General features: G+C 25.0%; 16 protein-coding genes and 1 riboswitch. Of the genes, 4 read left to right on the top strand and 12 right to left on the bottom strand.

Annotation, left to right across the window (positions count from 1 at the left end):
* Nucleotides 1-49: 49 nt before the first annotated feature.
* From ABFX13_RS12425 to ABFX13_RS12415, 3 genes are all read right to left on the bottom strand, one after another.
* The gene (locus tag ABFX13_RS12425; RefSeq protein WP_346046485.1) at nt 50-1144 is read right to left on the bottom strand and encodes a DUF4179 domain-containing protein; all 1095 of its coding nucleotides are present in this window, start codon (nt 1142-1144) and stop codon (nt 50-52) included.
* 1 nt (nt 1145) lies between these two features.
* Nucleotides 1146-1679 carry a sigma-70 family RNA polymerase sigma factor gene (locus tag ABFX13_RS12420; RefSeq protein ID WP_346046483.1) on the bottom strand — a complete coding sequence of 178 codons (534 nt, stop codon included), beginning with the start codon at nt 1677-1679 and terminating at the stop codon, nt 1146-1148.
* 235 nt (nt 1680-1914) lie between these two features.
* On the bottom strand, nt 1915-2112 hold the full coding sequence (locus ABFX13_RS12415; protein WP_346046481.1) for a PspC domain-containing protein: 198 nt from the start codon (nt 2110-2112) through the stop codon (nt 1915-1917).
* Between the two features lie 234 nt (nt 2113-2346).
* Here ABFX13_RS12415 and ABFX13_RS12410 point away from each other — a divergent pair, with 234 nt between their 5' ends.
* The 3 genes from ABFX13_RS12410 (at nt 2347) to ABFX13_RS12400 (ending at nt 3857) form a co-directional block, all read left to right on the top strand.
* Nucleotides 2347-2523, top strand: coding sequence for a hypothetical protein (locus ABFX13_RS12410; protein ID WP_346046479.1), 177 nt, complete (start codon nt 2347-2349; stop codon nt 2521-2523).
* Nucleotides 2524-2703: 180 nt separating this feature from the next.
* Nucleotides 2704-3177, top strand: coding sequence for an RNA polymerase sigma factor (locus ABFX13_RS12405; protein ID WP_346046491.1), 474 nt, complete (start codon nt 2704-2706; stop codon nt 3175-3177).
* Nucleotides 3174-3857: a zf-HC2 domain-containing protein gene (locus ABFX13_RS12400; protein ID WP_346046477.1), complete on the top strand. Its 684-nt coding sequence runs from the start codon at nt 3174-3176 to the stop codon at nt 3855-3857. Before ABFX13_RS12405 ends, ABFX13_RS12400 begins: the two co-directional genes overlap by 4 nt.
* A gap of 216 nt (nt 3858-4073) precedes the next feature.
* Here ABFX13_RS12400 and ABFX13_RS12395 read toward each other — a convergent pair whose 3' ends face one another.
* The 9 genes from ABFX13_RS12395 to yedE all read right to left on the bottom strand — a co-directional run bounded on the left by ABFX13_RS12395 (nt 4074) and on the right by yedE (nt 10481).
* Nucleotides 4074-4625: a hypothetical protein gene (locus ABFX13_RS12395; RefSeq protein ID WP_346046475.1), complete on the bottom strand. Its 552-nt coding sequence runs from the start codon at nt 4623-4625 to the stop codon at nt 4074-4076.
* A 677-nt stretch (nt 4626-5302) separates the two neighbouring features.
* Nucleotides 5303-5782: a hypothetical protein gene (locus ABFX13_RS12390; protein ID WP_346046473.1), complete on the bottom strand. Its 480-nt coding sequence runs from the start codon at nt 5780-5782 to the stop codon at nt 5303-5305.
* 366 nt (nt 5783-6148) lie between these two features.
* Nucleotides 6149-6796, bottom strand: a complete 648-nt coding sequence (locus ABFX13_RS12385) for a DUF1648 domain-containing protein (protein WP_346046471.1) — start codon at nt 6794-6796, stop codon at nt 6149-6151.
* Complete coding sequence (locus ABFX13_RS12380; protein ID WP_346046489.1) at nt 6783-7055, bottom strand: autorepressor SdpR family transcription factor; 273 nt, start codon at nt 7053-7055, stop codon at nt 6783-6785. The genes ABFX13_RS12385 and ABFX13_RS12380 overlap by 14 nt, the downstream gene beginning before the upstream one ends.
* A 118-nt stretch (nt 7056-7173) precedes the next feature.
* A complete protein-coding gene (locus ABFX13_RS12375; RefSeq protein WP_346046468.1) occupies nt 7174-7863 on the bottom strand; it encodes a radical SAM protein in 690 nt (229 codons plus the stop codon).
* Between the two features lie 58 nt (nt 7864-7921).
* A riboswitch (guanidine-I (ykkC/yxkD leader) is annotated at nt 7922-8017 on the bottom strand.
* 134 nt (nt 8018-8151) lie between these two features.
* The gene (locus tag ABFX13_RS12370; RefSeq protein WP_346046466.1) at nt 8152-8688 is read right to left on the bottom strand and encodes a YcxB family protein; all 537 of its coding nucleotides are present in this window, start codon (nt 8686-8688) and stop codon (nt 8152-8154) included.
* A gap of 261 nt (nt 8689-8949) precedes the next feature.
* On the bottom strand, nt 8950-9189 hold the full coding sequence (locus ABFX13_RS12365) for a putative Se/S carrier protein (protein ID WP_346046464.1): 240 nt from the start codon (nt 9187-9189) through the stop codon (nt 8950-8952).
* Between the two features lies 1 nt (nt 9190).
* Nucleotides 9191-9409 carry a sulfurtransferase TusA family protein gene (locus tag ABFX13_RS12360; RefSeq protein ID WP_346046461.1) on the bottom strand — a complete coding sequence of 73 codons (219 nt, stop codon included), beginning with the start codon at nt 9407-9409 and terminating at the stop codon, nt 9191-9193.
* Nucleotides 9393-10481, bottom strand: a complete 1089-nt coding sequence (yedE, locus tag ABFX13_RS12355) for a YedE family putative selenium transporter (RefSeq protein WP_346046458.1) — start codon at nt 10479-10481, stop codon at nt 9393-9395. Before yedE ends, ABFX13_RS12360 begins: the two co-directional genes overlap by 17 nt.
* A gap of 215 nt (nt 10482-10696) precedes the next feature.
* Here yedE and ABFX13_RS12350 point away from each other — a divergent pair, with 215 nt between their 5' ends.
* Nucleotides 10697-11863 carry an aminotransferase class V-fold PLP-dependent enzyme gene (locus ABFX13_RS12350; protein WP_346046456.1) on the top strand — a complete coding sequence of 389 codons (1167 nt, stop codon included), beginning with the start codon at nt 10697-10699 and terminating at the stop codon, nt 11861-11863.
* Nucleotides 11864-12004 lie beyond the last annotated feature (141 nt).

Raw genomic sequence — 12004 nt, 5'->3', positions numbered from 1 at the left:
TAAGGGCATTAAACATATATAACTAGTCTTTAAAGATACTAATTGGATTTTAATGAAGATCTATTTCTATTTTTTCACTCTCAAGAATCTTTTCTTTATTGTTAGAGTAAATAATAGGTGTTATTATTATTTTTTCTTCAGTTCCATTAAGTTCAAAATTGCTATAGACTGTATTTTCATCACCATGCGTAGCATTATTTTCGCTACTTAAAGTATTTCCATTTTCATCTTTTGCTGATAAAAAATAAGTACTATCAGAGTTATTCTCATCTATATTCATTTTGATTTTTGCTGATACAGGAGATATCCTTATATCATCAATTTTTAATTTATGTTGTATACCTTCTTCATTTATATCAATAACCTTGTTAATTTTAATGATTTTTACATCATTTGATATTTTAGAAGTATTTATAGTTGTATTAAAATCCCAATTTCCAAGGCTTTTACTTAACCATCTTCCTTTTTCAGTTTTTGACTCTCCGATATCAAAATCTTTAAATTGAATTTTTATATTATAATCTTTATCCTTTTCAAGAGCATTAAGTATATCAAAATCAGAGTCTACGACACCATCGCCATCAGTATCAATATCAGTTAAAGAAACCATATATAAAAGCTCTTTTTTATCTTCTCCTTTCACATCTCTTTGCTTAATCATTCCACCTTGACCAGGGAAAGATATATTCCCGATTGTAATAAGTGGCAAATCTGGTTTGAAATCTTTTTTATTAAAACCATGCTTTTCTAAGTCAAAATTGCTATAGTCTATACCTAAACTTACAATTAGTTGCTTATCATCTAACATTACATCACCTAGATTAAGAACTAAACCATCATTTTCTATTGATTGATTTCCTTCAAACTTATACTTATCAAATTCACTATAATCCTTACCCAAAAATGACTCAATATGAGTTACTAATCTATTGATATAAGCCCAAGTTGTCTGAGTAGTTAAAGTTGCAGAACCTAGCACAAGTGCTGCAGTTATACTTGCTATAAGTAGCTTTTTATGGGCTTTTTTTCTTGATTTTATCTTAGATTTCATTAGATTCTTCATTTTCTCATTATCAGTTTCTACTTCACTATATTTATCAAATTGAATTTTTTCATTATTTAATACCTTATATTTATCTATCAATTTACTTTCCTCCCTCTCTCAATAAAGATTTTCTTATCTTTGCCTTTCCCCTTGATATCTTGCTATATACACTTGAAATGGCTATCTGTTTATCATTAGCTATATCAACTATGCTTTCATCATGTATGTAATATCGTGTGAAAATTTCTCTATCCTCTTTTGATAAGTGGTTTAGAGTTTCATTCAATTCTTCTTGAATCTCTATTTTTAATAGATTTTTATCTATATAATAAGTCTGATCTTCTAAATTTGAGGCTTCTATTTTGTTTAAATACTTTCTTTTGTAGTCGATTGCTTTATATTTAGCTATTGCACATATCCAGTTTTTAAAAGCATTTTTATCTTTTTCAAAACCTTCTATGTTATCCCAAATAGCTAGTAAAGTGTCACTAACGCATTCTTCCTCATAGTTACTTAATTTTCCTAAGTGAAACCTAACAACTGATGTAATAAGAGAGTTGTATTGATCTATTAAAATTTCCATTCCTTTTTGATTTTTCTTTTTTATATATTTGATAATTAATTTATCTTGCAAATTACTTCCTCCTTACTGTAAAAGCTTTTACACTTATTAATTCGTAAACGAAAAGCAAAAACTTGCAACTTTATAAAAAAAAATAAAGTTTTTAGCATTTCTTTAAAAATTTATTTAAAGATAATAGTAAAAAAGCCATTAGAATCTATTTACTTTGATTCTAATGGCTTTAATTTTGTCTTAAATATATAAGTAGTCTTTAAAGATATATGTTCAATAAATCATATATGTAATATTATAAATTATATTCATCTCGTTTAGGCATTAAGAATATTAGTGCTATATATAGCCCGACAGTAATACCACCCATTATAGCAAATAGTACAAAGACTATTCTAAGTGTTGTTGAATTGAATCCAAAAAATTCAGCAATACCTCCACATACACCTACAATTTTAGAATCAGTTACAGACAAATACATCTTGTTTCTCATAAATTCCCCCCATAATTCTCATACTTTATTACTATAAATTATAGCAAGTTTATATTATATCTTCATTAAATAGATGTTTTAGTAATTCTTAAAAAATATACTATTCTTTAAAGTGAAATTTTGTGGAATATTATGTTTTAGTTCCAAATTTATAGATTTTACTCCATTGGACTTTTAAAAAAATATAATAATGCTAAACTATACCTAAAATTTAAAGGGGAAGAGGTAAGGTTTATGTCAAATAAAGCAAAATTGATAGGAATAGTTATATCCTTTATATTACTTCTATATGCAAGTATATTAGATGAGGGAAATGCATTTAATCCTGTAATTATAATCTTACTTTTAATAGGTCTAAAAGATTGCATTACTACATTAGTTACTGATTTAAAGTATAAAAAAAGTAAGTGAAAACTATATAAATGTCTTTAAATGTGTAACTACTCCCTAAATAAAAATTTTGAGATTAATATAGAATCTATCGTTTTATATAAAATATATTTATATAAATTTTATATAAAATACAAATTTTCTGTAACGAAATAGGTTTTTTTCGGATATATGTCTGAAGGAGGTGATGTTGTGCATGAAATGGACTGCATATATGAGGAACATTCTCAGACGGTTTTTAAATATTTAATGATTCTTTGTAAAGAAGAACATCTGGCAGAAGAACTTACACAAGAGACATTTTATCGTGCAATAAAATCTTCTGGTAGATACGATGGTACTTGCAAAGTATCAACCTGGTTATGTCAAATTGCAAAGCATATTTGGTATCAAGAAATCGATAAAAAAAAGAGAAAAGGAACATATGAATTAAGTGAAGAGATTGTATCTAAAAATACTTGTATAGAAGAAAAAATTTGTTTGAAAGAACGAAAAATGGAATTGATAAAGCAAGTCTATAAATTAGATCAAATCTCAAAAGAAGTCGTTTTGCTTCGTATTACAGGAGCATTCTCATTTAGAGAAATCGGAGAATTATTTAATAAAAATGAAAACTGGGCGAGAGTTACCTTTTATAGAGCCAAGCAAAAAATAGGAAAGGGAGTAGAAAAATGAAGTGCGAAATAGTAAAAGACCTTTTACCAAGCTATATTGATAACCTTACAAGTGATGAAAGTAATAAAGAAATTGAAAATCATATAAGAACGTGTAATGAATGTAAATCAGAATTAGATAATATGAAAAAAGATATAAATATAGAAACGTTAGAAATTAATAAAAAAGATATTAAACCTTTTAAAAAATTTAATAAAAAATACATGAATATATTTAGAAATATATCTATATGTTCTTTAATACTATATTTAATAGCAGGTTACTACACACAGTCAGCTTTTGATAAGGTGTACTCCACTAGAGATAATTTATCAATGGATTTACAGAAAATATCTGAAAATAAGAATATAGAAAATCCAAACTCATATTCAAATGAATTACAAAAATTGTTAAATCAAAATTATAAAAATGTTCTTTCTTTAGAGATATATACAACTGATTATAAAAATCCTATATATACATATAAAAATAAATCAAATGCAAATATCATATCAACGAATATAACTGGAGATATTTTAACTAAACACAAAAAAAATAGTGCTAGTTTTTATGTAGGTATAGACTATAAACCTGTAATTATAGGAAATACTGTTTTAAAGTATAGTGTTTTAATTGGATGGATATCTTTTATAACCTATATAATACTGTTATTAAAGTCTAAGTTTATAAGCAGAGTATAATTAAATCTTTTATTATGGAAATTATAAAAATCTTACTTACATGTCTAATAATTAATGTATCGTTTACGAGTTTATTATTATTTATAATCAAGTTATATCTAGTTTCTAAAAATTTATTTAGAGGTATTTAGCAAAAAAGCACTTATAATTCATTTATTAGATTATAAGTGCTTTAATTTATAACTCTAGTCATTAAAGTAAAATTTAATGACTAGTTTATTGTTCACTAAACTTTTTTAAAAATCTATTTTTCAAATTTTTAAATTCTTTTTTCTCGCAATCTAAAATTAACTCTTTTTCTAAAGCATCTAAAAAACAATTAAAATCATTTATACAATCATTATCTAAAGTTTCAATTGTTTTATATAAATTCCTTAAAAGATCAGAAGAGTAAAAATCTATACGACCTTTGTCTTCTGCCTCCAAATATATTTCAACATAAATTGAATTACACATTTCATCGAATTCTTGTTCCGAATCTTGTGAATCTAACAGAGGTAATATAGAGAAACACACATCTCCAATTAATATTCCTTTAATATATCTACTTAGAACCTCTTCACAATCAGATTTATAACTAGTGTAATCTGAAGTTTTAGTATTTCTTAAAACGTCTAACTCAAAAATTAGATTATCTTTATTTAAATTATTAAAAGCTTTAACTTTGCCTTTAATATCAATATTATCTAAAATTTTAAATCTAATTTTATCGTCTGCATATTTATTTATTAATTTATTTTCATAATATATTTTATAATTTTTAATCATTTAAAGCTCTCCTTAATACCAAGTGTTTATATATAAAATATAAAGCGAGTACAATTTATCACCATTAGAATTCATTTATTCGGATTACACCTATTGTATTACCACTTGACTATAAAATTAACAATTATTACACCTATAAAAATAATACCAAGTGATTGAAAAATGCTTAATAGAGTAGAAGTTGTTTTTTTATTAGAATTATCACTGTTAATATTTTTAACTGCATCCATTTTTAACACATCCTTTCTAGTTTATCTTAATATAAAAATTTAAATAAAAGTTAAAATTGGACTGACATGATTTTATTTTGGAGTGAAATAGCAAAGTTTGAATTATGTTTTAGTTCCAAATTTATAGATTTCAGTCCATTTTAAAGTTAAAAGTTATAATCCATGTTATTCTATAAGTAAATTAATTAATATCATATTTATAAGTAGTAATATTTAAAAAGAGGGTGGGACTTTGAAGTTAACAGACATTTACATAATTGCAGAAATAATATCTTTTATATTATTAATTTTGGTTAGTGGTATTAAATATAAAATAATATTCTTTTTAATAACAATAATATCATTTTATATGCATAAAAAAAGATCAAATTTGTGATTATATTAAATTTATAGAAGTTAAATAGATTAAAAAAAGCCAGTATACTTGATTTTACTGGCTTTTAAAAACTAATTTAAATTACTTTTATCTTTAACTACATCATTTATGAAATCATTTATATCTATTAACTCACTTTCCTTAGATGTATAATTTCCATAAATTTCACCTGTATTGGCATCAACTAATATTCTTTTGCTAGTTTCAGCACTTTGATCTTTACCTTTGAAATAAAAAACATAATAATTTTTATTTCCAATACTAATTCCATCACTTAATCCAAAAAAGTCCCCACCAATAAGCAATTTATTAGAATTGATTATACCTTTAAACTTATCATTAACTATATCTTTTGCCTCACCTGTACTTACTTTATTTGAGGCTGCTTCTTTGTCCATATCAATATATTTAGTATTACTTTTTTCTGCGTTTGTAGTCTTATTTGTAGAGTTTTGAATATCATTTGATTTATTATTATTACTACATCCAACTAAAGATAAAGATATAGAAATAATAACTAGACTTAAACTAATAATTCTTTTGAGTTTCATAATTTATCATACCTTTCAAATTTTATTTAAGATTACTTAGAATGTTTAAATTGAGTATATCAAACATTTATTTCAAATTTATTAAGAAAGTATTACAATAAAGAAACAATTTAATTAGTTTAAAAAAACACGTTTAAAGATAACAGAAAAAAACCTTAGAATCTATTTGTGTGGATTCTAAGGGCTTTAACATAAAATTTAGATACTAATTATTAATCTATACTGCTAAGAAAGGCTATTATAAATATCTTCTTAATCTACTTAAATGATATGCCTGATATTCTTCACTTTCTTTTTCAGAGGGTGTCAACTTATATATAATTCTTGTTAATTAGGTTTTTGTTGTAAATCTTCTAACATAGTTATCTAAATTTGTTTTGTACAAGATTTTGATAACTTAATAAAATATAATGATTCAATAATAGTTATAGCAATTGTTATCAAAACTGCATAAGCAGAGTATTTACTATCAAAGAATATTGAAATTATCAATAAAACACCAAGTATAACAAATGAATAACCCATTAATCTATTGAACTTTTTATAAAGTTGTTCATTCTTAATAAAAGAATATGGATGAATTCCATGAGTATAAGTTGAACTAGTTTTTGGAATATAATTACCAATTAATATAAAAATAAACCCTACAAGAAAACAAACTATTCTTCTTACATCTAATTGTGTTCCTAAGGCAATTGAAAGTGTAGTAATATAAGCAACTACACTTATAATTGGTAATATAGACTTATATACATATTCTACTTTTGGTATTTTAATATCTTGAGATTTATTAAGGTCATTTAATATACAACATATTATTTGCATCAAGGATATGATGATAGGAAATCCAAATAATACTATATTTTTATTCATATAACTATTTGGATTATTTGATATATCAAAATGTATTGCAACTTGGTTAGGTATGAATTTATAAAAAACTATACCTAGCAAAATTGGTAATATGCAAATAATACTTGTTGAAATTAAAATCTTCCAATTAATTTTTTTCATTTACATTACCTCCTAATTGATGAATCCAGACTAATATCTCTTCAAAAACAGATAGATTTAATTCGTAATAAATAAAATTTTTTTCTTTATGGACTATTATTAAATCAGCCTTTTTTAGTTGAGATAAATGATAAGAAACAGTTGCATTGGTTAAATCAAATTTTTGAGCAATATCTCCAGCTGACATTCTACCTTCCTTTAAAAGTTCTAAGATACTTCTTCTAACTGGATCAGATATAGCTTTTAAAGTTTCTGTGATCCCATTTGCACATCACCTCCCTATTTAGATATCTATCTAAATAGAATCAGAATTTTATTAGGTATCTAATAAAAAAGCCATTAGAATCTATTTTTGATTCTAATGACTATAAATAAACCTATATATTTAGTAACTTGTTTGAAATTTCTTCAAATCTTTCATCACTTATACCAAGTTTTTTCTTAAATACTTCATCATCCATTCTTACAACAATTACTTTATCTGGAGATATCCTTTTGATAATATCTTTTAATTTCTCAACTGACTCATCATCATCGTTGTACCCTTTAACAATAGTAATTTCAAATATAAACTTTCCTTCATATTGTTTGTTAAATAAAATCATATTAGAAATATATTCTTCTAATGAGTAGCCTTCAATTGGTCTTTGAACCTTTTGGAAATGTTCTTCTGTTGTTACTTTTATTTCTCCTATAACTTCATCACATTTATTAGCAATATCTATATACTCATCTTTAGCTAATAAGTACCCATTAGAAAGTAGTCTTACAGGTAAGCCCTTAGATTTTATAAAGTCTATAATTTCATCAATTTTATCATGTACTAAAGCCTCTCCCTTAGAATTAATAAAGATTAAATCTGGCTTTGTAGTTTCTATTTTTTTCTCTAACTCTAATAAATCATTATCTATTTCATCAAATGATCTTTGAGTATCAACTTTATTTTTAGATATTCCTATGGGGCAAAATATACAGTCAAAATTACAGTGTTTTTCTGGAAGAATATTAACTTCTAACACCTTTTTCCCATCTTCAATATAAATATTTTTATAACTAAAATTACTCATAATATTATCCTCCTTAGTAAAAATACAAATAAAAAAAGCCAGAGAAATATTGTAAAATATCTCCCAGGCTTTTATCCTTCCGTGTCCACAGTAAACTGTGTGTTTTCTCTCGGACCAGCTAGTTAAAAACTACGGAACCCTAGAAAACCTATAATAATTAAATTATAATTTTCAAATTAGTAGGGTTATTTTAACATATTATTAAGTTTATTTCAAACTCGATTAGACTAAATAGCTTTTAAAAACATATTTTATTTTAAATACTGTATAACATAGCATTGTACTAAATTATATATTTACTTTTTTATATTTATCTTTAAGGCTTTTTTTATATAAAGATCTTAGACTATCAATAACTTCGCTTTCCATATCTTTTTTTCTTATTAAAGTTGCCTGATTAGCATTGAAATAATTTATAAAATAATTCTTAGACTCAAATACTTTGTAAATCTGAGTGTATTTAACTTTTATTTCTCCTTCAAATACTTTACTTTTTACAATTAAAGAATCTCCATAGAAGTCTAGTATTTCAGGTGAATCAAATAATCCTGTTTTATCAGTTTTTATTATTTGCCTAAATTTTATTTCAATCTTAAATATAATAGCTAAAATTGCTACCATTACTAGTATAATCCAAAAAATTATAAAGCCTTTTAAATCAAAGTAATTTTCATTATAAGAAATTTGTCTCGATAGAAAAGCAGTAAAAAAAAGTAAAAACAAAATCTTTATTTTACTTTTCATAAATGTCGATATGTATAAAAACTTATGATAATCTTCTTTTTCCATAGTAGTTTTTACTGTAAATAATTTATGAGAATTCATTTTTCAACCTCACCTCGCACCGTATAATTTCATTAGTAACTAATCACTAAATTTTTTAGACTATTGATAATTATACAAAAATTCAAAGAAAAAATAGTAAAATTGGATTAGGATAAGTTTATTTTGGTGTGAAATATAAAAATGCACTTAGAATTCAAATAAATGAATCTAAATGCATTAACTTTATGCAAAATATATACCCTATAGATTTTATTACTTAAAAAGTAAACTCTATAGGGTATATATAACCTTTTTAAAAAATTAATTATCGAAATCTTTATATAAACAATACTTATCGCTGTCTATAAAATAAATTTTTTCTATATCATCAATATAAATTTCATCTATATCTCCTTCATAAGAAAAACTAACACCAATACCACAATTAGAACTTAGTTTTCGAGGAACAGGACAAGATTCATTTGCTATTTTGTTTTTAGTTAAAAATCTTGAAAATTTTATAGCTCCTGAGTGAGTAAAAAATGTAGCAAAATAATTCATACTATTTACCACATCCTATAATGAATTCATCATCAATTTCTTTTATGTACACTTTATATCCTGAGTTTTCCATAAATCTTTTTATATTTTGACATGCAGCATTGTTATCAACTAAAACCTCTATACCATTTGGACTTTCTTCTAGTCCTTTTTTAGACATAAGAACAGGTTGAGGGCATGAAAAGCCTCTAGCATCTATTTTTTTAACCAAGATTAACATCTCCTTTTATTTTATTTTTATTAGTTTTTTCATATTTACAACTATAATATGATATTAAAGCTAATACTATAAAGCATATAATAACTGCTATTTGTCCATTTGGAGTAGGACCTTTTGGAGAAGAGGCTAACTTAAAGTTATGACAGAAAGCAGCACCTATAAGCATACCTAATATTGTTATTACAGAGTCGATGTTACCTTCCCCAGATAAAACTAATTGTCTCATAGGGCATCCACCTAATAATACAGAACCCCATCCTGCTACTACCATACCTAAGAAGTTCCATAGACCATTTGTATGAGCTACTGGTTGATTTGCAAAACCTGGTTTGAAAAATCCAAATATTAAGTTTCCTACAAATGCAGCTACAAGCATAGCTAAAAATCCTAATAAAAGATAAGAATCTTTAAATAAAAATAAGTCTCTAAAACCACCAACCATACATAATCTAGTTTTTTGGCATACAACACCAACTACAAGCCCTACTGCTAAAGCAACAATTACTGGAGCATGTTTAGATCCAGGTCCTTTTATTGAAAATAATAGTAAAGAAGATGATGATATTAATAAGACAAGCAATATAATGTTTATTGCAGGGAATAAGAAACCTTCAAGTTTAGTTTGTTTGTAATTTCTTTTAAGAGAGAAGCCTTTTTGTAGACAAAAGATTCCTATAGCTATACCAGCAATAAAACCAACTATACCAAATATAGCATTTAAATCTCCACCAGCTAATCTAAGAACCATTCTAGTAGGACAACCTAAAAACATTAATGCACCTACCATTATCATAAAACCTAGACAAAATCTTATAAATATTGATGAACCACCACGAGATTTAAATTCACGACTTGATAATGATAAGATAAATGAACCTAAAACTATTCCAATTATTTCAGGCCTGATATATTGAACTACTTCAGCGTTATGAAGACCAAGAGAACCTGCAATGTCTCTTATAAAGCAGGCTATACATATACCCATATTTTTTGGATTACCTAAAAATACAGATATTACAGAAATAAATCCGATTATAGCCCCTCCAATAATGATATTTCTTTTTTCCTTCATTAAAAAACCCCCTTGTAAAATTTAAAAAAGCAAAAAATGCTTTTTAAAGTGACTTTCGCCCCTAAAGTATACCATTGCATTTTGTCAAAAAATGTAAAAATATGTATTATAAATAAATTTGATACAACTGGTATGACCTATAGAAAAAAACAATTAAAGTTTAGTTAAAGTAGATGCTATATTAAAATTAGTATAATTTTTTAGGAGGATAAAAATTGAGTAGAATATATTGTGACAATGGAGCAACATCATATCCAAAAGCACCTTTGATGGCAGAGGTAATATCAGATTATATAAATAATATAGGATGTAATGTAAATAGAGGAGCATATTCAACTTCTTATGAAGCCGAAAATATTGTTTATGAAACAAGAGAATTACTATGTGAGTTATTTAATTTTGATAAAGCTGAAAACGTTGTTTTCACACCTAATATTACTAATAGCTTAAATGTAGTTATTAAAGGATTATTAAAAGAAAACGACCATGTTATAGTTTCTTCTATGGAACATAATGCAGTTATGAGACCATTAAATTCTTTAAAAGATAAAAATGTAACTTTTACAAAGGTTATGTGTAATAATCTAGGAGAAATTAATTTAGAGGATATAGAAAATGCAATTAAGGATAACACCAAAGCTATAATTATAAATCATGCATCAAATGTATGTGGTACTATTTTGCCTATAAAAGAAATAGGTGCTTTGTGTAAAAAGCATAATAAAATATTTATAGTAGATAGTGCTCAAACTAGTGGAGTAATTGATATAGATATGAAAGAATGTAATATAGATATACTTTGCTTTACAGGTCATAAAGGATTATTAGGGCCTCAAGGTACAGGAGGTTTTTTAATAAAAGATGAATTAATACCAAAAGTTGATTCATTAATACAAGGTGGAACTGGTAGCCTATCAGAAGATGAAGTTCAACCAAACTATATGCCTGATAAGTATGAAAGTGGTACTTTGAATATAGTTGGAATATATGGACTTAATAGAGCTCTAAAGTATATAAAAGAGGTTGGTGTTTCTAATATACATAAAAAAGAAATGCACCTTACAAAAAAGTTTATAGATGGAATAAAAAGTATTGATGAAAAATTAATAGTTGGAAAAATGGATACAGATAATAGAACTAGTGTGGTTTCTCTTGATTTTAAAGAACTTGATAATGGGATAATTTGTCATGAACTTGATAAAAAGTATTGTATATCAACTAGAAGTGGGCTTCATTGTGCTCCTTCTGCTCATAAAACGTTAAATACATTTCCTAATGGTACAGTTAGGTTTAGTTTTGGATTTTTTAATACTGAAAAAGAAATTGATTATATTATTGATTGTATAAAAAAAATATTAAATAAATATAATTGCAATGATTGATAATTGGTGGTTAAAAAATATAACTGAGAATTAATTTAATAAAAATTAATTCTCAGTTATATATAAATTATCTAAGTTATAATATTAACAATTATAGATTTTATTTATAGTTAGAATCCTTATTATAGAAAATAACTTTTG

It is taken from the genome of Paraclostridium tenue (assembly GCF_039521565.1).
In the GTDB taxonomy this organism is placed as follows: domain Bacteria; phylum Bacillota; class Clostridia; order Peptostreptococcales; family Peptostreptococcaceae; genus Paraclostridium; species Paraclostridium tenue.
The sequence above is the reverse complement of the archived record's forward strand: the minus strand, read 5'-3'. Positions and strand labels throughout refer to the sequence as shown.